This window comes from Bacteroidia bacterium, from assembly GCA_016218155.1.
In the GTDB taxonomy this organism is placed as follows: Bacteria; Bacteroidota; Bacteroidia; order Bacteroidales; family GWA2-32-17; genus GWA2-32-17.
On the sequence record JACREQ010000105.1, the window covers coordinates 51,881 to 76,363 of the forward strand.

Annotated in this window: 32 protein-coding genes; all 32 read right to left on the reverse strand. The window is 33.0% G+C overall.

Translation table 11 applies throughout. From position 1 onward, the window contains the following. Window positions 1-36: 36 nt before the first annotated feature. Entirely contained in the window at window positions 37-810 is a 774-nt protein-coding gene (locus HY951_16640) for an SDR family NAD(P)-dependent oxidoreductase (protein ID MBI5541689.1), read from the reverse strand. Between the two features lie 183 nt (window positions 811-993). Continuing rightward, window positions 994-1,992, reverse strand: a complete 999-nt coding sequence (locus HY951_16645) for a thioredoxin family protein (protein ID MBI5541690.1) — start codon at window positions 1,990-1,992, stop codon at window positions 994-996. A gap of 1 nt (window position 1,993) precedes the next feature. Beyond that, window positions 1,994-3,373: a histidine--tRNA ligase gene (locus tag HY951_16650; protein ID MBI5541691.1), complete on the reverse strand. Its 1,380-nt coding sequence runs from the start codon at window positions 3,371-3,373 to the stop codon at window positions 1,994-1,996. Window positions 3,374-3,375: 2 nt separating this feature from the next. Next, window positions 3,376-3,936: an ankyrin repeat domain-containing protein gene (locus HY951_16655; GenBank protein ID MBI5541692.1), complete on the reverse strand. Its 561-nt coding sequence runs from the start codon at window positions 3,934-3,936 to the stop codon at window positions 3,376-3,378. An 11-nt stretch (window positions 3,937-3,947) separates the two neighbouring features. Beyond that, the gene (gene ettA / locus HY951_16660) at window positions 3,948-5,627 is read right to left on the reverse strand and encodes an energy-dependent translational throttle protein EttA (protein ID MBI5541693.1); all 1,680 of its coding nucleotides are present in this window, start codon (window positions 5,625-5,627) and stop codon (window positions 3,948-3,950) included. A gap of 12 nt (window positions 5,628-5,639) precedes the next feature. Next, window positions 5,640-6,491 carry a hypothetical protein gene (locus HY951_16665; GenBank protein ID MBI5541694.1) on the reverse strand — a complete coding sequence of 284 codons (852 nt, stop codon included), beginning with the start codon at window positions 6,489-6,491 and terminating at the stop codon, window positions 5,640-5,642. Window positions 6,492-6,495: 4 nt separating this feature from the next. Beyond that, complete coding sequence (locus HY951_16670; protein MBI5541695.1) at window positions 6,496-7,176, reverse strand: hypothetical protein; 681 nt, start codon at window positions 7,174-7,176, stop codon at window positions 6,496-6,498. A gap of 10 nt (window positions 7,177-7,186) precedes the next feature. Continuing rightward, window positions 7,187-10,549 carry a SpoIIE family protein phosphatase gene (locus HY951_16675; protein ID MBI5541696.1) on the reverse strand — a complete coding sequence of 1,121 codons (3,363 nt, stop codon included), beginning with the start codon at window positions 10,547-10,549 and terminating at the stop codon, window positions 7,187-7,189. A 69-nt stretch (window positions 10,550-10,618) separates the two neighbouring features. Further along, a complete protein-coding gene (locus HY951_16680) occupies window positions 10,619-12,475 on the reverse strand; it encodes a menaquinone biosynthesis decarboxylase (protein ID MBI5541697.1) in 1,857 nt (618 codons plus the stop codon). 21 nt (window positions 12,476-12,496) lie between these two features. Then, the gene (gene eno / locus HY951_16685) at window positions 12,497-13,783 is read right to left on the reverse strand and encodes a phosphopyruvate hydratase (GenBank protein MBI5541698.1); all 1,287 of its coding nucleotides are present in this window, start codon (window positions 13,781-13,783) and stop codon (window positions 12,497-12,499) included. A 183-nt stretch (window positions 13,784-13,966) separates the two neighbouring features. Next, window positions 13,967-14,497, reverse strand: a complete 531-nt coding sequence (rplQ, locus tag HY951_16690; protein ID MBI5541699.1) for a 50S ribosomal protein L17 — start codon at window positions 14,495-14,497, stop codon at window positions 13,967-13,969. 4 nt (window positions 14,498-14,501) lie between these two features. Beyond that, window positions 14,502-15,494 (reverse strand): DNA-directed RNA polymerase subunit alpha, encoded by a 993-nt coding sequence (locus HY951_16695; protein ID MBI5541700.1) that lies wholly within the window; start codon window positions 15,492-15,494, stop codon window positions 14,502-14,504. A gap of 19 nt (window positions 15,495-15,513) precedes the next feature. Beyond that, window positions 15,514-16,119, reverse strand: coding sequence for a 30S ribosomal protein S4 (gene rpsD, locus HY951_16700; GenBank protein ID MBI5541701.1), 606 nt, complete (start codon window positions 16,117-16,119; stop codon window positions 15,514-15,516). Window positions 16,120-16,146: 27 nt separating this feature from the next. Then, complete coding sequence (gene rpsK / locus HY951_16705) at window positions 16,147-16,539, reverse strand: 30S ribosomal protein S11 (GenBank protein ID MBI5541702.1); 393 nt, start codon at window positions 16,537-16,539, stop codon at window positions 16,147-16,149. A gap of 9 nt (window positions 16,540-16,548) precedes the next feature. After that, window positions 16,549-16,926 carry a 30S ribosomal protein S13 gene (gene rpsM, locus HY951_16710; protein ID MBI5541703.1) on the reverse strand — a complete coding sequence of 126 codons (378 nt, stop codon included), beginning with the start codon at window positions 16,924-16,926 and terminating at the stop codon, window positions 16,549-16,551. Between the two features lie 41 nt (window positions 16,927-16,967). Then, complete coding sequence (rpmJ, locus tag HY951_16715; protein ID MBI5541704.1) at window positions 16,968-17,084, reverse strand: 50S ribosomal protein L36; 117 nt, start codon at window positions 17,082-17,084, stop codon at window positions 16,968-16,970. Window positions 17,085-17,101: 17 nt separating this feature from the next. Further along, a complete protein-coding gene (gene infA / locus HY951_16720; protein MBI5541705.1) occupies window positions 17,102-17,320 on the reverse strand; it encodes a translation initiation factor IF-1 in 219 nt (72 codons plus the stop codon). 17 nt (window positions 17,321-17,337) lie between these two features. Beyond that, entirely contained in the window at window positions 17,338-18,105 is a 768-nt protein-coding gene (gene map, locus HY951_16725; protein ID MBI5541706.1) for a type I methionyl aminopeptidase, read from the reverse strand. 19 nt (window positions 18,106-18,124) lie between these two features. Then, on the reverse strand, window positions 18,125-19,459 hold the full coding sequence (secY, locus tag HY951_16730; protein MBI5541707.1) for a preprotein translocase subunit SecY: 1,335 nt from the start codon (window positions 19,457-19,459) through the stop codon (window positions 18,125-18,127). 13 nt (window positions 19,460-19,472) lie between these two features. Beyond that, a complete protein-coding gene (rplO, locus tag HY951_16735) occupies window positions 19,473-19,922 on the reverse strand; it encodes a 50S ribosomal protein L15 (GenBank protein ID MBI5541708.1) in 450 nt (149 codons plus the stop codon). A 24-nt stretch (window positions 19,923-19,946) separates the two neighbouring features. After that, the gene (gene rpmD / locus HY951_16740; GenBank protein ID MBI5541709.1) at window positions 19,947-20,126 is read right to left on the reverse strand and encodes a 50S ribosomal protein L30; all 180 of its coding nucleotides are present in this window, start codon (window positions 20,124-20,126) and stop codon (window positions 19,947-19,949) included. Window positions 20,127-20,138: 12 nt separating this feature from the next. Then, the gene (rpsE, locus tag HY951_16745; protein MBI5541710.1) at window positions 20,139-20,654 is read right to left on the reverse strand and encodes a 30S ribosomal protein S5; all 516 of its coding nucleotides are present in this window, start codon (window positions 20,652-20,654) and stop codon (window positions 20,139-20,141) included. 5 nt (window positions 20,655-20,659) lie between these two features. Continuing rightward, window positions 20,660-21,016, reverse strand: coding sequence for a 50S ribosomal protein L18 (gene rplR / locus HY951_16750; GenBank protein MBI5541711.1), 357 nt, complete (start codon window positions 21,014-21,016; stop codon window positions 20,660-20,662). A gap of 16 nt (window positions 21,017-21,032) precedes the next feature. Continuing rightward, on the reverse strand, window positions 21,033-21,587 hold the full coding sequence (gene rplF / locus HY951_16755; GenBank protein MBI5541712.1) for a 50S ribosomal protein L6: 555 nt from the start codon (window positions 21,585-21,587) through the stop codon (window positions 21,033-21,035). A 12-nt stretch (window positions 21,588-21,599) separates the two neighbouring features. After that, the gene (gene rpsH, locus HY951_16760; GenBank protein ID MBI5541713.1) at window positions 21,600-21,995 is read right to left on the reverse strand and encodes a 30S ribosomal protein S8; all 396 of its coding nucleotides are present in this window, start codon (window positions 21,993-21,995) and stop codon (window positions 21,600-21,602) included. Window positions 21,996-22,016: 21 nt separating this feature from the next. Beyond that, window positions 22,017-22,286, reverse strand: coding sequence for a 30S ribosomal protein S14 (rpsN, locus tag HY951_16765; GenBank protein MBI5541714.1), 270 nt, complete (start codon window positions 22,284-22,286; stop codon window positions 22,017-22,019). A 2-nt stretch (window positions 22,287-22,288) separates the two neighbouring features. Continuing rightward, window positions 22,289-22,846 carry a 50S ribosomal protein L5 gene (gene rplE, locus HY951_16770; protein MBI5541715.1) on the reverse strand — a complete coding sequence of 186 codons (558 nt, stop codon included), beginning with the start codon at window positions 22,844-22,846 and terminating at the stop codon, window positions 22,289-22,291. Continuing rightward, window positions 22,846-23,169: a 50S ribosomal protein L24 gene (gene rplX, locus HY951_16775; GenBank protein MBI5541716.1), complete on the reverse strand. Its 324-nt coding sequence runs from the start codon at window positions 23,167-23,169 to the stop codon at window positions 22,846-22,848. Before rplX ends, rplE begins: the two co-directional genes overlap by 1 nt. A 17-nt stretch (window positions 23,170-23,186) precedes the next feature. After that, window positions 23,187-23,555, reverse strand: a complete 369-nt coding sequence (rplN, locus tag HY951_16780; GenBank protein MBI5541717.1) for a 50S ribosomal protein L14 — start codon at window positions 23,553-23,555, stop codon at window positions 23,187-23,189. A 2-nt stretch (window positions 23,556-23,557) separates the two neighbouring features. Then, entirely contained in the window at window positions 23,558-23,815 is a 258-nt protein-coding gene (gene rpsQ, locus HY951_16785; GenBank protein MBI5541718.1) for a 30S ribosomal protein S17, read from the reverse strand. 11 nt (window positions 23,816-23,826) lie between these two features. Beyond that, the gene (gene rpmC, locus HY951_16790) at window positions 23,827-24,030 is read right to left on the reverse strand and encodes a 50S ribosomal protein L29 (protein MBI5541719.1); all 204 of its coding nucleotides are present in this window, start codon (window positions 24,028-24,030) and stop codon (window positions 23,827-23,829) included. Between the two features lie 7 nt (window positions 24,031-24,037). Beyond that, on the reverse strand, window positions 24,038-24,466 hold the full coding sequence (gene rplP / locus HY951_16795) for a 50S ribosomal protein L16 (GenBank protein MBI5541720.1): 429 nt from the start codon (window positions 24,464-24,466) through the stop codon (window positions 24,038-24,040). Window positions 24,467-24,483: the final 17 nt, after the last annotated feature.

Below are 24,483 nucleotides of genomic sequence, written 5' to 3' on the forward strand. Positions count from 1 at the left end.
TCAAAATTAAACATTAACAATTTTAAAAACAAACTATTATTCAGCAATATTTAATAAATCGGGATATTTAAACTTATAGTTTAACTCCACTTTTAACTTTTGGCTTGAAATGATTTTATTTTCACCTGATTTGCTTTCATCAAACAATGGTATTTGCAAACCAATATCTAAGGCAGCTTTTGTGTAAAACTCTCTTTTGGTTGGATGGCTGTCTGCACAACCATTAAATATTTCGTTCCATATTTCTTTTTCAATAATTGCATTTATTATTCCAATGCAATCAACGCGATGTATCATATTTACTGCCGAGTCGGGATTTTCTATAACTCTTCCTTTCGGGTAAAACAAACCAGGTTTTCGATTATATCCTAATAGTCCCCCAAATCTTATAATTGTAGTTTTAAAACTTGTATTTGTGATGAAAACATTTTCAATTTCAGCTAAGGCAGAACTTAAAACAGGATTTTCTTCGGTAATTAATTCATTTGAATTTGCATAAACAGAGGTTGAACTAACAAATAACACATATTTAATCGTTGATTTTTCAATATAATTTCTTAATACTTTAAAACCTTCTATATCTTTTGATGGAATAGCAATTATTAAAATTTCTGAGCTTAAGAATTCTGAAATACCAGATGATATTGAATTAAGTTTTAATAAGTATGGTTCTATATTTAGTTCATATAATTTCTGCAATTTGTTTTCAGATGTTGTTGAACCTTTTACAGAACATCCTTTACCAATTAGATGAACAGCTAATGGCTCTCCAAGCCAGCCACATCCTAATATGCTGATTGAGTTTTTCAAAATTTAATTTTTATTAATCCCAAAGATAATATTTTAGATATGGAATAAAAATCCATAGTTTATTTACTGTTGGATTGCAAATCCGACAGAGTGATGGGAAATACCTACCAAAAATAAGGAGAAAAACCTTAAAGCAATATCAAAACATCAATTATAGTAATAAAAAACCTGAAAAATCTTATATTACTTAATATCTCCAACAAAACCTTTAACATACTCTTCCCACTTTTTTGTAAGAAATGCATCTTCTTTAAAAAAGTGCATAACAGGTTCTATATTTTTAGCAAGAAAATATCCAGGCACTAATGTTATAAGCTGGTTTTGTCCGTTAATAAAAACCATTTGTGGTACATTCATTTTTCCCCCTAAAAGCGAAACTGCAAACTGGTGATAGGGATGTTCTTTTTGTTCGTTAACGAATACAGCCGAATTAAAATTCACAGTATCTTTTGTTGTAATATCAAACTTTACCGGATAATAATTTTCATTTAAATATTTTGCAATAACATCCTGGTTAAATGTTGTGCTAATCATCATTTTACAGTCGATGCACCACTCATGATAAAGAAACACCAAAATTTTCTTTGGATTTTTCAGATTTAATTTTTCTGCTTTTTCAAGTGATACCCATTTTACTTTCTCAACAAATGGAACAGTATCTTTAAATGTTTTGTTAAAATTATCTTTAAATTCATTAAAAGGAGATACCTTATAAATATCGCGCGAGAAAAAAATAAGCACCGGTTCAATATCAGTTGGTGTCATATACCCGGGAACAGCACTTAGAGGATTCAGGTTTTCGTCTAAATAAACAACAGTTGGATACGACATTTTACCACCTAAAAGCTCAATAGCAAGCTCGTGCGGGGGTCTGTTTCCGGTACTTTTATTTACATATTGTTTTTCTTTAAAAACAATAGTATCGCGAGTTTCGGCATCAAATTTTACAAGATAAAAATTTTCGGTGAGGTACTTGGCAATTGCAGGATTATTGAATGTTTCGGCGTCCATTTTTTTACACCAACCACACCAATCGGTGTACATATCGATAAATAATTTCTTAGGATTCTTTTTTGTTAACTCCATGGCTTCTTTTAAAGAATACCATTTTAATTCTGTTTGCTGAGCAAATATTGATAAAGAAAATAAGGTTATTACTAATGTCAGTATAATTGTTCTCATTTTATTTAAGTTGAAAATCGTAAGTTAAAAGTTCTTCTACAGTTAATTCACATTGTTCGCCCGTATTCATATTTTTGAGGCTAAGCTTCCCCGATTTCATTTCATTTTCGCCAATAATAACAACGTACGGAATTTTCTTTGCATCAGCATATCCCATTTGTTTTTTCATTTTAGCCCCTGTATCAGGAAATATTTCAGATGAAATTCCTTTTGCATGAAGCTTTCGAAGAATCTGCAAGCAATACTTCTCTTCATTTAGTCCAAAATTAACAAATAACACTTTGGTAGAAGAACTTACCCCTGCTGGGAATTTTCCTAGACTTTCCAATACATCATAAATACGATCGGCACCAAATGACATTCCAACACCTGAAACCCCGGGCATTCCAAAAATTCCAGTTAAATTATCATATCTACCACCACCGCAAATGCTTCCCATTTCAACATTATTTGCTTTAACTTCGAGTATAGTTCCGGTATAATAGCTTAAACCACGGGCTAAAGATAAATCAAATTTTATTTTTGATGAGACTCCAGCTTCTTTTGCATAATTTAAAACAAAATCCATTTCCTCTATTCCCTTTTTTCCTATTTCATCGGTCAGTATTGTCCTGGTGAAATCAAGGACTGCCTCATTCGAGTTCAGTTTAGAAGAAAACTCTAAAATCGGGACAAGTTTATTTATTGTTTCAGCAGAAAAACCTTTTTCGTTTAATTCTTTCAGAACTCCATCCTGTCCTATCTTATCTAGTTTATCAATAGCAACTGTTATATCTGTAAGTTTATCTGCACAATCCAAATATGTAGCAATTCCGTGTAGTATTTTTCTATTGTTAAGAATAATTGTTACATCAAGATTTAATCGTATAAAAACAGCTTCAATAATCTGTAAAAGTTCTAATTCATTAAGCAATGAATCGCTGCCAATCACATCAACATCGCATTGATAAAACTCACGATAACGACCTTTCTGCGGACGATCGGCACGCCAAACAGGCTGTATCTGATATCTCTTAAATGGAAAAGTTAATTCATTACGATGCATCACAACAAATCGCGCAAAAGGAACTGTTAAATCATAACGTAACCCTTTCTCACAAATTAAAGAAGCTAATTTATTTAAGTTTTTTAATTTAAATTCTTCCTCAGAAACTTTTCCAAGGAAATCACCTGAATTTAAAATTCTGAATAAAAGCTTATCGCCCTCTTCACCATATTTCCCTAACAATGTAGATAATTCTTCCATTGCAGGAGTCTCTATAGGCTGATATCCATGCAAACAAAACACTTCGCGTAATGTTGAGAAAATATAATTCCGCCTTTGCATAACAACGGGCAAGAAATCGCGGGTTCCTTTAGGAATTGAAATATTTACTGCCATAATTATTCTTTCATCAGCTCTGCGCTTGTTTTTCCCCCTTTTGATTTTAAATAATCCTTTACGTCAGCAACCATTGCCATTTCAATAACAGAACGCCCGTTAGAGTTTACTGCATTTACTTTAGCACCATGCTCAACAAGATATGTCACAATTTTTAAATTTCCATCTTTAACAGCCCACATTAATGGCGACATTCCCATCATATCAGGTTTATTAATATCTGCTTTATGCTGAATTAAATAATCGGCAATACCAAAATTACCTGCAAGCAAAGCCACAGCAAGAGGTGTAGAGCCAGTATTAACTGTTTCATTAACATTTGCTCCATTCTCAACAAGATATTTTGCAATATCTTCATGATTATATTTACAAGCATATGCCAAGGCAGTCCAGCGAGCCTGATTTTTACCATCAATTGCAACACCTTTCTTAACAAATGACACAACTTTCGAGTACTCCCCTTTTGCTGCAGCTGTAACGTACTTATCAACTAGTTCGTCGGCAAATGTGCAGATTGCAAATGCGGTAAGTATTATTGTGAGAAATAAGCTTCTTTTTATCATAACATTATTCTTTAATTTGCAATTAATTTTCTGTATTTTATACGCTGTGGACCAACGTCGCCCAAGCGTTTCTTTCTGTTTTCCATATAATCAGAATATGAGCCTTCGAAGAAAATCACTTGCGAATCACCCTCAAAAGCAAGTATATGAGTTGCTACTCTATCCAAAAACCAGCGATCATGAGAGATAACAACTGCACATCCTGCAAAACTTTCAAGACCTTCTTCAAGTGCACGCAAGGTATTAACATCAATATCATTGGTTGGCTCATCGAGTAAAAGAACATTAGCCTCAGACTTTAAAGTTAAAGATAAGTGCAGTCTGTTACGTTCACCACCCGAAAGTATTCCACATTTCTTTTCCTGATCGGCACCACCAAAATTAAAACGAGCAACATACGCACGAGCATTCATTTGTTTTCCGCCAAGGCTAATAAGTTCACTATCGCCGGAGATTACCTGATAAACTGTTTTCTCAGGATCTATTGCTTCATGAGCCTGATCAACATAACCGGTTCTTACAGTATCACCAATGTTTATTGTTCCGGAATCGGCAGTTTCTTTGCCCATTATCATACGGAAAAGTGTTGTTTTACCTGCACCATTTGGACCAATAATACCAACTATTCCAGCTGGTGGAAGATTAAAGCTAAGTTTTTCAAAAAGAAGTTTATCCCCAAAAGCTTTTGTTACTTCATTAAACTCAATAACATTTGAACCAAGACGCGGTCCGTTTGGTATATAAATTTCCAAACGTTCTTCTTTTTGTTTTACATCTTCGTTCATCATTTTCTCATACGCAGCAAGACGGGCTTTGGGTCTCGCCTGACGTGCTTTTTGCGACATTCTAACCCATTCTAATTCGCGCTCAAGGGTTTTCATGCGTTTAGAAGCAGTTTTTTCTTCCTGCGCAAGACGTTTAGTTTTTTGATCTAACCATGAAGAGTAATTTCCTTTCCAGGGAATTCCCTCTCCACGATCTAATTCAAGTATCCAGCCTGCAACATTATCAAGAAAATATCTATCATGAGTTACAGCAATAACAGTACCCTTATATTGTTGCAAGTGTATTTCCAACCATTGCACCGATTCAGCATCAAGGTGGTTAGTCGGCTCATCAAGTAATAACACATCAGGTTGTTTTAACAATAGTCTGCATAATGCTACGCGACGAGCTTCTCCACCTGAAAGGTTTAATATTGGTGTACTTCCTTCAGGACAACGAAGAGCATCCATTGCGCGTTCCAATGTACTATCCAACTCCCAACCATTATGGTGTTCTATCAACTCTGTAAGTTCACCCTGACGTAAAATAAGTTTATTCATTTCGTCATCGCTCATTGGTTCGGCAAACTTATTATTTACCTCTTCATATTCTTTAAGTAAATCAACAACTTCCTGAACTCCTTCCTCAACAATTTGCCTAACAGTTTTGGTTTTATCCAATTGTGGATCCTGTTCTAAATAACCAACTGTATAACCTGGAGAAAAAACTACTTCACCCTGAAATGATTTTTCTAATCCGGCAATAATCTTCATCAATGATGATTTACCAGAACCGTTTAATCCAATAATTCCGATTTTTGCACCATAATAAAATGAAAGATAAATATTTTTTAAGACCTGTTTTTGTGGAGGATAAATCTTATTAACTCCAACCATCGAGAAAATTATTTTTTTATCGTCAGCCATACCTTAATTTGATTATTTAATATTTGATATTTTTTTAAGTTCAGATTCTAAAAGTGCATCCGGATGATTTTCATCTATCTTATGATAACCAAAGAAATACAATTTAGCATCAGCAGCTCCAATTAAAATAATCCAGCATCTGGCTTTTAGATTATTTTTTTCGGGTCCAACTTTATGTAAAAATACAACATCCGGGTTATTATTGTCAATAGCTTCCTCAATTTCGTCGCGAGTAACTATTTTAAATTTAAATGGGTATTGCTTTTTAAACTTTTCCTCAGTATTTATTAGATTTTCTAACTCATCTTTTGCAACATAAAAAGTTTTATTTTTTAATTCTGCTAAATTTTTCTCGTAGTAATCTATAATATTTGAACTTTTTAATTCCTGATTTTTCGATGTCAGAATCAAATGATTTTGCATAAAGTTTAACATTGTAGCAATTTTATAGCTATATGTTTCCTGTTCGGCATCAGCGTAGGAAAGTGGAACAGTGCACAACTGAGGCATTTCGCTTTCATTTTTATAGTTTCCACCTAATGCAATACATAAAAAATTATATTTTGACGCTGATTTATCACCTTCATAAAAAACTTTATCTATTGTTATAAATGAAAAAGACGGATCTTTAATTTTCTTTTCATAATCATCAACATTAATAAATTCGAATTCTGTTAGTTTCCAGTTCTTTTGCACAGCTGCCTTAAGTTGAATATTTGATTCGTTAAATGGGTCTTCATCCAGAACAACCATTGTTTTTGTTTTAAAAAACTGCTTTAACTGTTCAGGTGTTCCAACAGTATTTTGTGCTTCTGAGTAAGAATAAAAAAAGACAAAAATTGCTAATATGCTTATATATTTCATAACGTTATTGCATTGGTAAATATAATGGATTTCGTTCATTATAACGACGTATGTATAAAAACATCATTTGCTTTTTTTTATTTTTCTTTAATAAGTTAAATTCATTAAAAAGTTCAGGATCTTTTGAAATAAATGCCTGAACAGTCTCGAGAGTAAAGGGAAATGATTTGCCATTTTCGAAATCAATCAAATTTTGAACTAAATGGCTTGTTTCATATGAAGGCATATATGTATTAGAATAATTATAATATGGATCGAAACCATTATCTACTCTTATGGTTTGTGTTGCTACATAATGTGAGATTTTACCAATATACGGCACTCTGTAAAAATCGTTATTATAATATACATAAATAGCACCATTTCTACAATATCCCCATAATTGTTTGGTTTCAACAGTTTGCTGAACTCCGTAATCGTCAAGAAAAACTATTTTCTGGTTTTTAAATATATTGCTATACCAGTTATCATCATTTTTATCACCTGAAATAACTCTTTCAAAAGAAAGTGGCTTATTTAAAAGTAACTGATCAAAGGAGATAAAAATCCCTTCTTTAATTTTATACGATAAAGTATATCGTTCTTTTCCGGTTGTATCTGTTTGAGCAGACACAGCAAAAACATTAAACAATAGAATAACTTTAAAAACGATAAGAAATATTATTATCGGAAAATTAATTTTCATAACAAATAACCTATAATTTTATTCCGATTACAAGAATATCATCAACTTGTTCGAGCTGACCTTTCCAACTTTCAAAATTCTCCTCAAGAAATGCTTTTTGTTTTAGCAATGGAAGTCCATTTATAGTTAATAAAAGGTGACGGAAACGACGGAATTTGAATTTCTTACCAAGTGGACCACCAAACTGATCGGCATAACCATCAGAGAATATATAAAGCATATCATTTTCGCGGTAAGACACAATGTGGTTATCAAATTTAAGATCTTCATTTCCTTCCATTTTACCCACTGCAAAACGATTTCCTTTAACTTCTATAATTTTATTTTCACGTGCAATGTAAAGTGGATTAAAAGCTCCGGCATATTCTAGCACTTTGTTATTACGATCGATAACAAGAAGCGAAACATCCATACCATCCTTTATAGCACTCTCATTTGCATGCTTACTAAAAGTTTCACTAATTCCAAGATTTAATAAATTAAGAATTTGTGCAGGATTTTCTACCCCTTGTTCTTTTGTAATATTTCTTAATAAATCAAATCCAATAATACTCATAAAAGCCCCAGGCACACCATGTCCGGTACAATCAACAGCTGCAATAAAAATCTTACTTTCCTTCTCGGTAACCCAGTAAAAGTCACCGCTAACAATATCCTTAGGGTTATAAAATATGAATGAATCCGGCAATAATTTTCTGAATAAATATTCAGATGGCAACATAGCTTCCTGAATACGTTTAGCATAGTTAATACTATCGGTAATACTCTTATTTTTAACGGCCAGTTCTTCTCTTTGTTTTGCAATTTCCAATGCTGCTAATTGCTTTATCCTAAGTGCATCATTAGCTTTCTGAAGCTTCTTGGTTCTGCTTCTGACATATAAATATATTGCTGTAAATATTAATAAAATATAGGTTATATAAGCATATATAGATTTAAAAATAGGGGGATTAACAATAATCCTTATTGATATTTCTTTATCGTTCCAAACCAAGTCATTATTGCTACCTTTTACTCTAAGAACATATTCTCCTGGTGCCAATGTTCCAAAATCCTGAAAGTTTCTATTACCAATTTGAATCCATGAATTATTAAGCCCTTCCATCATATACATATAACTGTTCTTTGGGGACTTTGTGAATTCTAAAGCTGCAAAGTTAAATGTAAGCGAATGATCAGTATAAGCCAATTCTAACTCACGTACTTTCTCAATGTTTAATATTATTTTATTTCCGTTTGAAATTTTTTCGAAAGTAGTAAAAACAACAGTTGGTATAAAAGGGTTATCATTCATTTCTGAAGGGTTAAAACTATTAAAGCCATTAGTTCCCCCAAAAAATATTTCTCCACTTTTTGAAATAAAAGAAGCTCCGTTATTAAACTCCAAACCCTGCAATCCATCAGCCCTATCGTACGAACGAATTTTAAAAGTTTTGCGATCGAGCATTGCAATACCATGATTTGTACTCATCCAGATATTTCCATTTTTATCTTGCTCAAGTTCGTATATGGTTTCGTTTGGCAAACCATCTTTATCGGTAAAATACTGAAATGTTGCATTTCTTTTATCATATCGATTTAGACCACTTGCAGTACCAATCCAGATAGAGCCATCAATAGAATCCTCAAGTATTTCTTCAATATAAGAGTTACTTATCTGGTAATACTTGTTTTTACCTGCATAAGTACGACCATCTTTTACAGAGCCAATTCTAAAAAACTTATTTGTTTTATAATCAAATCTGTTTAATCCTGCTTTTGTACCTATCCAGATATATCCATCCCTATCTCCCATAATATAAATAATCTGGTTATCAAATAAACTTAATGTGTCGGCATAGGTACTCCAATAAGTGTTAACTGTTAAGTCAGAAATATTAAATCTATTTAAACCATTAGTGGTTCCTACCCAAACATTTCCCTTATAATCCTCAAGAATAGAGTAAATTCTTGATCCATCAAGATTTGGAAAATTTTTAAACTTATAATATTTATTTAAATCAGTAAATTTCTTTGTTTTTTTATCGTAAATGCTTATACCTTTTTTTGTTCCCAGCCAGATTAATCCTTTACTATCAGGCATAATAACGTGAACGTTATCACCAATAATTCTTTCACCCGGAGGTGAGTTTGTTGAATAATTTTTTACTACCCCCGTTTTTCTGTTTACTATATCTAGACCATAATCCCATGTTCCAACCCATAAATCGCCATTATCTGCTTCATAAATTGATGCAATAATATTCTCTGAAAGTTTTAGTGAATTACTCCCTTTAGAATCACGGTATAAAAGAAACTTTTTTGGTTTAAGATCATATTTATCCAACCCCTGATCGTCAGTTCCAATCCATAAATTATATGATTTATCTTCTAAAACAAAATTTAAATATTGTGAGCTTATACTAAATTTATTATTTGGTTGATTTTGAAACACCTGTACATCACCCGTTTTCGGATTTAATTTATTTAATCCACCACCATAAGTAGCAACCCAGATGTAACCATCGTGCCCGTAACAAATAGAATTTATTTGATTGGCAGAAAGACCTTTCTCTTCAGTAAAGTCATGAAAAAAGTGTTCGAATTTTTTAGTTTTCTTATTAAACTTATTTATTCCATAACGGGTAGCAACCCATAATGTTTTATCACCATCAAATACTAATCCTGTAATAAAATTATCACTGATAGAATTTACATCTCCGGGATTATGTGTATAAGATTTAAACTGTTCAAGTTTCCTATTAAAAAAATGTAGTCCTGTTGCTGAGCCTACCCAAATACCCTCTTCATCCTCAAGTAACGGGAACCCTTTGTCGCTCTTATTTGAACCGAAATAATCAATTTCATGTTCAAATCTTGTAAATTTTCCGGTAGCTGTATCTAGCTTATTTAAAGCCTTTTCTGTTTTAGCCCAAACCGTACCAAATCTATCAACCAAAACACCAAACACTTCATTTTCGCTAATTGATGAAGGTTTCTTTGGGTTATGAATATATCTTACTATTTTATCCGATCTCTGATATAATTTATTTAATCCATATTGAGTTCCTATCCAAATAATTCCGGAAGTATCATCATCAATTGCATAGATCCAGTTACTTGAGATAGAATTAGTATCAAGCGGACTATGTTGATAATGTTTAAATTTATATCCGTCGTATTTATTTAGCCCATCTTGTGTTCCAAGCCATAAAAATCCAACCTTACCCTGAACTATGCAATTAACCGAACTTTGCGATAAACCCTCATCAACAGTAAAATGTTCGAAAAAGGCTTCGGATACTTGAGCATTACTTAAACCGCTGATTAAAACCAACAACAACCCCGCAACAATATGTATAAATTTCTTTGATTTCATTAAAATAGTTCTCATGCTAAATTAATATTTCTTTATAATTAAGCATACAGAAATTTAAAATATTACAAACTATTTTAAATTAAATCATGATTTCTTTTCAAAACCTTCGTTTGTAATCAGATTATGAATTATTTGTGATGGCGATTTCTCAAACTCAGAAAAACCATATTTTATCCATTTGGAATCAACAACAGAAATTGTTTCCTTGTCAGAATAAACCGGATTTGGCCACGGACTTTTAATATGTGGTTTTGAAGTACAATCGATAATAACGATAGGTTTTAAATCAAATTGTTTTATTTTAATATCTCTGGTTGGGTCAATGTTAGCAAGACAATGCCACAAAATAAGTTCTTTAGTATCTGGTAATCCTTTATCACAAATTATTAAACTTGTTGGAGAAATATTATTTTCAATAATTTCCTTTAAAAACAATTCTGAATTAAAAACTTCAGAATTTTCAATCTGAACCAATAATATTCGGTATTTCAACAAAAATGAATTTACATTAATAATTTCCCTTTTTTCATTACAAAAATTTATTATAATCTTTTGTTGATCCTGGTTCCATCCTTCAATTAATTCGTAATTTGAATAAGTATTATCTATTGCCAATTTTCCACCAAATGCAAACTGATTTCCTGCATGTTCAAGTGCATCCATTGGTCCTGAAGAGAAAAACATGTTTTTTACAAAATCTGCATTTTCTAGAATTGACTTATAAATATCATCTTCGTTCTTAGGACTTTTATCAGTAATAATTAAAACTTTGTTTAGCATCATTTGTCCCATTCCCCAAAGCGAATGTGCTACTTTTTGAGCCTGTCCTCTATATTCATTTTTTATTTGAACAATAACCAAATTATGAGCTACACCGTAATCGGGCATGCTCATATCAATAACTTCAGGCAAACCTGCCTTTTGCATTAATGGTAAAAAAACACGTTCGGATGCTTTAATTAACCAATAATCTTCTTGTGGTGGAACACCAACAATTGTTGCAGGATAAACTGCATTTTTTCGGCTTGTTATACAGGTAACATGAAATTTCGGGTAGTTATCAGGTAACGAATAAAAACCTGTATGATCACCAAAAGGACCTTCGTTTACAAGTGATTCCATCGGATCAACATAACCTTCAATAACAATATCTGCATCTGAAGGAACTTCAATATCCTGAGTTAAACATTTAACAAGCTGCACCGATTTTTTTCTTAAAAATCCTGCAAGCATGTATTCGTCAATACCATCAGGCAATGGAGCTGATGCACAATATGCATAAACAGGATCCCCACCTAAAATTACAGCTATTGGAATTTTCTTTTTCTGCTTTAAATATTCTGCAAAATGTCTTGCACCTGTTTTGTGTAGATGCCAGTGCATACCAGTTTCCTTTGTTCCAAACACCTGCATTCTGTACATACCTGCATTTCTTATACCTGTTATAGGATCTTTTGTATTAACAACAGGTAAAGTAATAAATTTTCCACCATCAAAAGGCCAGCATTTTAATATTGGCAAAATAGATAAGTCAGGATTTGCATAAACAACTTCCTGACAAGGAGCTTTTCTTTTAGATTTTTTAGGAAAATATGAAGAAACTCTTTTTAATAATCCTAAAGTTTTAAGTTTGGCTTTAAAGCTATTTGCAGGCAATAACAAATTATCAATTATAGCATTTATTTCATTTTCTATTGATAAAAACTTATCGGTATTTAATGCCATACAAACCCTCTCCTCACTTCCATATGCATTAATAAGAAGTGGGAAATTTGTCCCATTATTTTCAAAAAGCAGAGCCTTATTTTGTATTTTACTTTTAGATATTCTATCAGTAATTTCAGCTACTTCAAGCTCGGGATTTACAAATTCTTTAATCCGAACAAGTTGATTTTTTGACTCAAGAGCCAAAATAAATTCATTTAAACCATTATAAGCCATGCTTTTTTCTGAAATATAATTTTAACGAAGATACTTAAACTCTCTTCCTGTATAACGGGCAGAACTACCAAGCGCTTCTTCAATTCTTAAAAGCTGATTATATTTTGCAATTCGTTCAGAACGGCACAAAGAACCTGTTTTGATTAGTCCTGTATTTAATGCAACAGCAAGTTCAGCTATTGTTGTATCTTCTGTTTCACCAGATCTGTGACTGATAATGGAAGTAAAACCCCATTTAGTAGCCAGTTGAACAGTATTTATTGTTTCTGTTAATGTTCCTATCTGATTTAACTTTATTAAAATACTATTTGCTGCACCTTCCATTATTCCCTTTGCTAATCTAGAAGTATTGGTTACAAATAAGTCGTCACCTACCAACTGAACACTATCCCCCATTTTCTTATTTAGTTCAATCCAACCTGCCCAATCATCCTGATCAAGTCCATCTTCAATTGATACTATAGGATATTTTTTAACCCACTTTATCCAATAGTTTATCATTTCAGCAGAAGTCAGTTTTTGTTTCCCTTTTGACAATGAATAAACTTTTTCTTTTGAATTATATAACTCACTTGCAGCAGCATCAATTGCAATAAAAATATCTTTACCTGCTTTATACCCTGCTTTTTCAATTGCTTTAATAATATATTCTATTGCTTCTTCATTGGATTTTAAATTAGGTGCAAATCCACCTTCATCTCCAACATTAGTTGAAAGTCCTTTTTCTTTTAAAATATTTTTAAGATGATGAAAAACTTCAGTTCCCATTCTAAGTGCATCGCTAAAGCTATCTGCATTAGTTGGCATTATCATGTATTCCTGAATATCTATATTATTATCAGAATGTGCACCTCCATTTAAAATATTCATCATTGGAACAGGTAATGTAGTTGCATTTACACCTCCAAGATATCTGTAAAGTGATTGTCCGGTGGTTTGTGCAGCTGCTTTTGCTGCAGCAATTGAAACTGCAAGTATGGCATTTGCACCAATTGTTGATTTATTTTCAGTTCCGTCAATGGCTATCATCGCCTGATCAATACTTACCTGATCTGTAATAAAAATACCTTTAAGTTCATCATTCAGTACTTTATTAACATTATACACTGCTTTAGAGACTCCTCTTCCAAGATATCTTCCTTTATCATTATCGCGAAGTTCTTTTGCTTCATATTTTCCAGTCGATGCGCCTGATGGCACACTTGCTCTACCTATTATTCCTCTGTCTGTTATTAAATCAACCTCTACAGTTGGATTGCCTCTTGAATCGAGTATTTGTCGTGCAAAAATTCTTGAAATATAACCCATAATCTTTTTTTTATAAAGGTAAAAAATCTTTAAAAAATAAGACACGAATTACACTAAAAATAAGATTGTAAATCGATGTCAAAATAATGAAATTTTAAACAAACACTTTTCTACAATTTTAAACAAAATAAAAAAGGGACAATGCTATGCTTTGTCCCTTTTCTTAAAAATATTTGGTTTAGTTTATTCAGCAGCATCTGCTGATTTATCTTCAGCTTTTGGTTCTGATTTTGCTTTTGGAGCTTTTGCTTTTGGAGCTTTTGCAGCAACTTCACCTTCAACTTTTTTCTTAGCAGCACCACGACGAGTAGTTTTTGCTTTTTGTTTAGATTCGGTTTTAGCAGATAACATATTTTCGTTATAATCCACTAATTCTAATCTGCATAATTCAGCATTATCACCTTTACGATTTGCAATTCTCAGAATTCTTGTATAACCACCTGGTCTTTGCGCAACTTTAACAGCTACATCGCGGAAAAGTTCAGAAACTGCACTTTTATCACTAATATAACTAAAAACAACACGACGATTGTGGGTTGAATCTTCTTTTGAACGACTGATTAAAGGTTCAATAAAAACTTTTAAAGCTTTTGCTTTTGCTACTGTAGTAACAATACCTTTGTGCATAATAAGCGAACTTGCCATATTAGCAAATAACGCTTTACGATGAGAGCTCGTTCTGCTAAGGTGATTAAATTTCTTTCCGTGTCTCATTGTACTATTCCTTATCTAATTTGTATTTTGAAATATCCATACCAAAGCTCAAATTCATATTGTTAAGAAGTTCGTCTAACTCGGTTAGAGATTTCTTACCAAAATTACGGAATTTGAGTAAATCGCTACGATTGAAAACTACTAAGTCTGAAAGTGTTTCAACATCAGCAGCTTTTAAGCAATTTAGAGCGCGAACTGATAAATCGAGGTCTATAAGCTTATTTTTAAGAAGTTGACGCATATGAAGTATCTCTTCATCAAATTCTTCATTTTCTTGTTTTTCTTCTGAATCGATAGTAATTTTTTCATCAGAGAATAACATGAAATGATAAATAAGAATTTTAGCTGCTTCTTTTAATGCATCGGTTGGTGCAATTGAACCATCTGTAACGATTTCGAGAATTAGTTTTTCGAAGTCAGTTTTTTGTTCAACACGAATATTCTCAATTGCAAATTTCACATTTTTAATTGGAGTATATATTGAACTTACTGGAATAACACCGATTTCAAATTCGCCGGTTTTATTTTCTTCAGCTGGTACATATCCTCTACCTTTATTAATATTTAAAACCATATGAAGTTTTACATTGTGCTCCATGTGGCATATTTCGAGGTCTGGATTTAATACTTTAAAGCCGGTAAGAAATTTACTGATATCTCCTGCTTTAAATGAATCTTGTCCGGTTATAGAAATTGATACTGTCTCATTTTCAACCTCGTCAAGTTGTCTTTTAAAACGAACCTGTTTCAGATTTAGAACAATTTCAGTAACATCTTCAACAACACCTTTTATTGCTGAAAATTCATGCTCAACTCCTTCAATTTTGATACTATTAATAGCAAAACCTTCGAGAGAGGAAAGAAGAACCCTTCGGAGAGCATTTCCTACGGTTAATCCATACCCGGGTTCCAACGGACGGAATTCAAATTTTCCGTGCGTGTCGGTTGACTCGAGCATTACAACCTTATCGGGTTTTTGAAAAGCTAAAATTGCCATATATTGTTTCTTGCTGTTTTTATTTAGAATATAATTCTACTATAAGTTGTTCTTTGATATTTTCTGGAATATCAGAACGCTCTGGAATTGTAACAAATTTTCCTGTTAAAGATTCCTGTTCCCATTCTAACCAAGGATATCTTTTTCCTCTACCGTTTGAAAGTGAATTAGAAATAACTTCAAGGTTTTTTGATTTTTCTCTTACTGAAACAACATCTCCAGGATTTACCTGAAATGAAGGAATACTTGCAATTTTATTGTTCACAGTTATATGTCTGTGAGAAACAAGTTGTCTTGCAGCATCGCGTGTAGGAGCAATACCTAATCTGAATACTACATTGTCAAGTCTTGATTCTAATAATTGAATAAGAATTTCACCAGTAATACCTTTTTTCCTTTGAGCGTGTTCAAAATATTTACGAAATTGTCTTTCAAGAACTCCATAAGTATATTTCGCTTTTTGTTTTTCTTTTAACTGAGTACCATACTCAGAAGTTTTACGACGTCTGTTTAGACCATGCATTCCAGGTAAATAGCTTTTTCTTTCAAAAACTTTATCTGGTCCGTAAATAGGTTCACCAAATTTTCTTGCAATACGGGTCTTTGGTCCTGTGTATCTTGCCATTTATACTTAATTTATTATTTTCAAAAATTATACTCTTCTTCTTTTTGGTGGTCTGCAACCGTTATGTGGTAAAGGAGTAACATCAATAATTTCTGTTACTTCAATTCCAACTGATGCTACCGCGCGAATTGCTGATTCACGACCTGCTCCGGGTCCTTTAACATAAGCTTTTACTTTTCTTAGTCCAAGGTCGAATGCTGTTTGTGCACAATCTGCAGCTGCAACTTGTGCGGCATAAGGAGTATTCTTTTTTGATCCTCTGAATCCTTTTCTTCCAGCAGATGACCAAGAAATTACCTGACCTTCACCATTAGTCATTGTAATAATAATATTGTTAAATGAGGAATGAACATGAGCTTGTCCAACTGCCTCTATTTTAACGTTTCTTTTACGTGCAACTTTTGTTGTCTTTTTTGCCATAATTATTTATTATTTAGTGGCTTTCTTCTTATTTGCAACTGTCTTTTTCTTTCCGCGACGAGTTCTGGCGTTTGTACGGGTACGTTGTCCTCTAACAGGTAAACCACCTCTATGGCGAATACCTCTGTAACAACCGATATCCATAAGTCTCTTTATGTTTAACTGAGTTTCAGAACGAAGTTCACCTTCAATTTTCAAATTTTCAGAAATTATACTTCTGATTTTAGAAACCTGATCATCATTCCATTTTTCAACATGAAGATTGCAATCAATGCCCGCTTTTGTTAAAATCTTATGAGCTGTACTACGGCCAATTCCATAAATATATGTTAATGAAATTTCGCCTCTTTTCTTGTCAGGTATATCTACTCCTGCGATACGTGCCATATTGTTTTTTTAATTTTTTAAAAGGTTACAAAGTTAAGTAATTATCCTTGACGTTGTTTGAATTTAGGATTTTTTTTGTTAATAACATAAAGGCGACCTTTTCTCCGGACAATTTTACATTCCGGGCTGCGCTTTTTAATGGATGTACGAACTTTCATTTTACTCAGTATTTCAATTATTTATAACGGAAACTTATTCTACCTTTTGATAAATCATATGGCGACATTTCTACTCTAACTTTATCTCCAGGAAGAATTTTAATGTAGTGCATTCTCATTTTTCCTGAAATATGAGCGGTAATAATATGTCCGTTTTGCAACTGAACGCGAAACATTGCATTTGACAAAGCTTCTATAATAGTACCATCTTGCTCAATAGAGGGCTGTTTAGCCATATATTTATTTTATTTTTTTACTTTTTACCTTCGATATAATCGAAAGTGGTTAATATTTCGGCCTTTCCATTAACTACTGCAATAGTATGTTCAAAGTGTGCTGAAGGTTTTCCGTCTCTTGTAGAGATTGTCCAACCATCTCGCCATTGCTTGATTTCTTTTTTTCCCATGTTTACCATAGGTTCAATTGCAATAACTAATCCCTGACGAATCATCATGCCTCTGCCTTTTTTTCCGAAATTCGGAACTTCTGGTTCTTCATGAAGTTGCTTTCCTATTCCATGTCCGATTAATTCTCTAACTAAAGAGTAACCATGATTTTCGGCATGAGTCTGTATAGCATTACTAATGTCGCCTATTCTGTTTCCTTCTGAAGCCATTGCAATCCCTTTATAAAGAGATTCCTTTGTAACTTTAAGTAGTGCTTTATTTTCGGAACTCACTTCACCTGCTTCAAATGTATAAGCAGAATCGCCATGAAAACCATTCATATAAACACCACAATCAACAGAAACAATATCCCCATCTTTAATTTCGTATTCAGAAGGAAATCCGTGTACAATCTGATCGTTTACCGATATGCAAAGTGTATATGGAAAACCTCTGTAACCTTTAAAAGAAGGTTTTGCTCCATTGTCGAGAATAAACTCTTCAGCTTTTTTATCAATTGCTATCGTTTTTGTTCCTGGTACAATAAAAGGTTTAATGTATCCAAGAGTTTTTGAAAGCAGCTGACAACTTAGCTTAATAAGCTCAATCTCTTCATCAGTTTTATAAAAGACCATCAAAGAACGTTTTTTACAACTACATTGAAGCGCCAGCTCCTTGAGAACGACCCTTTATTCGGCCTGATTTCATCAAACCATCATAATGACGCATTAACAAGTGACTTTCAATTTGTTGTAAAGTATCTAATACTACACCTACTAAAATCAATAAGGATGTTCCTCCAAAGAACTGTGCAAATTGATTGTTAACTCCTAATAATCCGGCAAATGCAGGCATAATAGCTATAAATGCTAGGAATATAGAGCCAGGAAGTGTAATTCTTGACATTATCGAATCAATAAATTCAGATGTTTTCTTTCCGGGTTTTACACCAGGAATGAATCCTCCGTTTTTCTTCATATCATCAGCCATTTGAACAGGATTCATAATAATGGCTGTATAAAAATAGGTAAATACAATTATTAGCATTCCAAAAACAAGATTATACCAGAAACTAGTATATCTTGAGAAAGCAGCTGCAAAACCAGATCCTGAATCAGTAAATCCGACAATAATTGTAGGAATAAACATTAATGCCTGAGCGAAAATAATTGGCATAACACCTGCTGCATTAACTTTCAAAGGAATATATTGACGAACCCCACCATATTGTTTATTTCCAACAATACGTTTAGCATATTGTACAGGAATTCTGCGAGTACCTTGAACAAGAAGTATACTTCCGGCTATTACTAATAATAATAATACAATTTCTACAAGTAATATTACAAGACCTCCACCACCTTCTATACGTGAAGCAAATTCAGCACCAAACGCAAAAGGAAGTCGGGCAATAATACCAATCATAATTATTAATGAGATACCGTTACCAATACCTTTATCAGTAATTTTTTCTCCTAACCACATTACGAATATAGTTCCTGCAGCTAAAATCAACATAGAACTAATAGTAAAGAAAGTTCCAGTTATTACAAAAGCATCTGCTGGTAATTGAGCATGTAAGTTTGACAAATAACTTGGACCCTGTAAGAAAAGAATGATAACAGTTAAATACCTTGTAATTTGATTAATCTTCTTTCTTCCACTTTCACCTTCGCGTTGTAATCTTTGAAAATAAGGGATTGCTATACCCATTAACTGAACAACAATAGAAGCGGAGATATATGGCATAATTCCCAAAGCAAAAATAGATGCATTTGAGAAAGCACCACCAGAAAACATATCGAGTAAACCAAGAATACCTTCAGAAGTCTGTTTACTTAGATTTTCAAGTTTAGATGGATCAATACCTGGTAAAGATACATATGAACCCAGTCTGTAAACAAGTAAAATTCCTAAAGTATAAAGGATTCTTGTTCGAAGTTCCTCTATCTTATAAATGTTCTTTATTGTCTCGATAAATCTTTTCATTCACCAAAAATTCTTATAGTTTAGTAACAGTACCTTCTACAGCTTCTATAGCTTTTTGAGCAGTTGCACTAAATGCATGAGCTTTTACTTCTACTTTTTTAGTAATAGTTCCAACTCCCAGTATTTTTACCAGACAGTTTTTAGGAATCATACCAAATTCATAAAGAGTTTCTGGATCAATTGAAACCAGATTATGATCTTCAACAAGACGCTGAATATCTTTTAAGTTTACTCCTTTATATTCAACTCTGTTTATATTTTTGAATCCGAATTTAGGTGATGTTCTTTGAATAGGCATCTGACCTCCTTCAAAACCACGTTTACGGCTATAACCAGAACGAGATTTTGCTCCTTTGTGACCACGTGTGGATGTGCCGCCTTTTCCGGATCCTTGTCCACGTCCCAATCTCTTTTTTTCGTTCTTTACAGATCCTTCTGCAGGTTTTAGATTACTTAAATCCATAACATTTAATCTATTATATATTTTTTACAATTGTTCTGATTTAACCAAATGATGAACTTTTCTAATCATTCCCATAATTTGAGGAGTAGCTTCGTGTTCAACTTTCTGGTTCATTTTCTTTAATCCCAAAGCATCAAGAGTTTTTCTTTGTCTTTGAGTGCAGCCACTTCTGCTACCGGTTTGAATAACTGTTATTTTTGCCATTTTTCTTTAATTCTAGCCGTTAAATACTTTTTCCATAGGAATACCTCTTTGATTAGAGATAGTATATGCATCACGCATTTCGAGTAAAGCTACCATAGTTGCTTTTACTAGATTATGAGGATTTGAACTTCCTTTAGATTTTGCAAGTACATCTTTAATACCTACGCTTTCTAAAACAGCACGCATAGCACCACCAGCTTTAACTCCGGTACCACCAGATGCAGGTTTTAAAAATACCTGAGCACCACCAAATTTAGAAACTTGTTCGTGAGGAACTGTTCCTTTAAATACTGGCACTTTTATAAGGTTTTTCTTTGCATCTTCAACGCCTTTTGCAATAGCAGTTGTTACTTCATTAGCTTTACCTAAGCCATAACCTACTATTCCATTTTCATTTCCAACAACAACTATTGCTGCAAAACTAAAATGACGTCCGCCTTTTGTTACTTTAGTAACTCTATTAATTGAAACCAGACGATCTTTTAATTCGAGGTCGGTTGTTTTTACTTTTCTAATGCTTGATGACATATTTTTTAAAATTTAAGTCCACCTTCTCTAGCTGCATCGGCCAATGCTTTTACTCTGCCATGAAACAGGTAGCCGTTACGATCAAAAACTACTTTTGTAATTCCGGCTTCAATAGCGCGTTCAGCAATAAGCTTACCTACCATTACAGCCATCTCAGTTTTATTACCTTTTTTATCACTTAGTTCTTTTACAAGTGATGAAGCAGAAACAAGAGTTTTCTTGTTAAGGTCGTCAATTACCTGAACTGAAATCTGCTTATTGCTTCTAAAAACTGATAATCTTGGAGTTTCACTAGTTCCGTTTACTTTTTTACGTACACGTAACTTTATTTTTAATCTCCTGCCTAATTTAGTTTGTGCCATAGTTCTTTTTATTCAATTATTTAGCACTTGCTGATTTACCAGCTTTCTTGCGTAATTTTTCGCCAATAAACTTAATACCTTTACCTTTGTATGGTTCTGGTTTACGTAATGAACGAATTTTTGCAGCAACCTGGCCAAGCAATTGCTTGTCAATACTTGTTAATGTAATTATTGGATTTGCTCTACGTTCTGTAACAGCAACAACTGATACTTCTTTAGGCAATTCAAAAACAATTTCGTGGGAATAACCAAGAGTCATATTAAGCAATTGTCCTGCAGATTCAGCTTTGTAACCTACTCCAACAACTTCTTGTTTTAATGTAAATCCTGTAGATACTCCAACAACCATGTTATTAATAAGAGCTCTGTATAATCCATGAAGAGCTTTGTGTTGTTTTTGTTCTGATGGTCTTTCAACAACTAAAGTAGTATCGGTAATGTTTAATTTAAATTCACTATCAATAACTTGTTTTAGTTCTCCAAGGGGACCTTTTACAACTACGATTCCGTCGTTAAAATTAATTTTAACTCCTGAAGGTATGTTTATGGGTAATTTTCCAACTCGTGACATTATCTTATCTGTTTAGTAGATGTAACATAAAACTTCTCCGCCCAGTTTTCTAGCTTTTGCTTCTTTGTCGGTAATAATACCCTGTGGGGTCGACATAACAGCAATACCTAATCCATTCAATACACGTGGAAGATCTTTTACTCCTACGTATTTACGATGTCCTGGACGACTAACTCGTTGAATGTTTTTAATAGCCGGTTTACGGGTTTCTGGATCATATTTAAGAGCTATCTTAATTATACCTTGATAAGCATCATCTTCAAATTTATAATTAAGGATATAGCCTTTCTCAAATAACACTTTTGTTATTTCTTTTTTAATATTGGAAGCTGGAATTTCAACTATCCTATGTTGTGCCATTACGGCATTTCTAACTCGGGTAAGATAATCTGCTATTGGATCAGTCATTTTATTATTTCTTTTGAATTATTACCAACTTGCTTTTTTAACGCCAGGAATTAAACCATTAGATGCCATTTCACGGAAAGTAATACGGCTAATTCCAAAAATACGGATATATCCTTTTGGACGTCCGGTTAGACTACAACGATTATGTAATCTTGTTTTTGAAGAATTTTTTGGAAGTTTTTGCAAACCTACATAATCTCCTTCAGCTTTTAATTTGGCTCTTTTTGGTTCAAATTTATCGTACATTGCTTTCCGCTTTCTTTCGCGGGCTTTCATTGATTCCTTAGCCATAATTAATTCTTTTTATTGTTTTTAAAAGGCATTCCAAATTCTCTTAATAATGCATATGCTTCTTCATCTGTTTTTGCAGATGTAACGAATGTTATTTCCATTCCTTTCATTTTTGATATTTTATCGATATCAATTTCAGGGAAAATAATTTGTTCAGTAATTCCTAATGTATAATTACCTCTACCATCGAATTTAAATTCTACTCCTCTGAAGTCACGAATACGAGGTAAAGAAATATAAATAAGTCTTTCAAGGAATTCATACATTTTTTCGCGGCGTAAAGTTACCTTTATACCTATAGGCATTCCTTTTCTTAACTTAAAGTTAGAAATATCTTTCTTAGACATTGTAGTAATAGGCTTTTGTCCAGAAATATTTGTTATTTCAGTAACAGAAGCATCAACTAATTTTTTGTCAGCAATAGCATCACCCAAACCTTGATTAATTACTATTTTCTGCAATTTTGGTACCTGCATTACATTTTTGTAACTAAACTCTTTTTTAAGAGCTGGTATTACTTCTGCAGTATATTTTTTCTTAAGGGATGTATTATATTCCATTATTTAATCTCCTCTCCTGATTTTTTGGCAAAACGCACAAGTTTGTTTTTATCATTCAATTTGCGTCCTACTCTTGTTGGTTTACCTGATGAAGGATCCACTAACATTAAGTTTGAAATATGAATAGATGCTTCTTTTTTAAGAATTCCACCCTGTGGACTTTTAGCATTTGGTTTTGTGTGTTTAGAAATAAGATTTACGCCTTCAACGATTGCGGTATCTTTTTCTTTATTTACACTTAATACGCGGCCCTGCTGTCCTTTAGAATCACCGGTAAGAACTATTACCGTATCCCCTTTTTTAATATTAAATTTCTTTGGCATAACTTATTATTTACAAATTATAACACTTCAGGAGCCAGTGAAACAATTTTCATATATTGTTTTTCGCGTAATTCTCTTGCAACCGGACCAAAGATACGAGTACCTCTAAGTTCATCTGATTCGGTTAAAAGAACTACTGCGTTATCGTCAAAACGAATATAAGATCCATCAGTTCTTCTAATTTCCTTACTTGTTCTTACTATAACTGCTTTAGAAACTGTTCCTTTTTTAGCATCAGATGAAGGAATAGCAGTTTTAATAGAAACAATTATTTTGTCTCCTACAGAAGCGTATCTTCTTCCTGTACCGCCTAGTACGCGAATACAAAGTACTTCCTTTGCTCCGCTGTTATCGGCTACGGTTAATCTTGATTCTTGCTGTATCATGGTTATTTAGCTCTTTCAATTATTTCCACTAATCTCCAACATTTATTTTTGCTTAGAGGGCGTGTTTCCATAATACGTACTTTATCGCCAACGTTACTTTCGTTTTTCTCGTCGTGAACGTAGTATTTGGAAGTTTTATTAATAAACTTTCCGTACTTAGGGTGTTTTACTTTTCTTTTTTCGGCAACCACGATAGATTTTTCCATCTTGCTGCTTACAACAACCCCAACGCGTTCTTTTCTAAAATTTCTCGTTTCCATTTAGTTGGATGCTATTTATTTTGTTCTTTAATTTCTCTTGAACGGAGTTCGGTAACCATAGTAGCTATTAATCTCCTGGTTCTTTTTATTTTTAATGGATTATCCAATGGTGAAATATGATGATTCAATTTCATTTTAACGAGCATACTTTTTTCGTCTTCGATACGCTCTTTAAGTTCCTTAGTGGATAAATCTTTTATTTCAGCAGTTTTCATGGGTGCTTTAAATAGTGTTTTCGACAAAATCTCTTCTTACAATAAACTTAGTAGCTACTGGTAATTTTTGAGCTGCAAGGCGACATGCTTCACGAGCAATTTCTAATGAAACGCCTTCAACTTCAATAATTATTCTGCCAGGAGTAATAGGTGCAACAAAACCTTCTGGTGCTCCTTTTCCTTTACCCATACGTACTTCGGCAGGTTTTTTAGTTATAGGTTTATCGGGAAATATTCTGATCCAAATTTGACCTTCACGTTTCATATAACGTGTAACGGCCTGACGTGCAGCTTCGATCTGACGGCTGGTGATCCATTCTTTCTCTAAGGTTTTAATACCAAAAGAGCCAAATGCTAGCTGGTTTCCACGCTGTGCATTTCCTTTCATGCGGCCTTTTTGCTGCCTTCTGAATTTGGTTTTTTTCGGCTGTAACATTTCTTAAAAATATTATT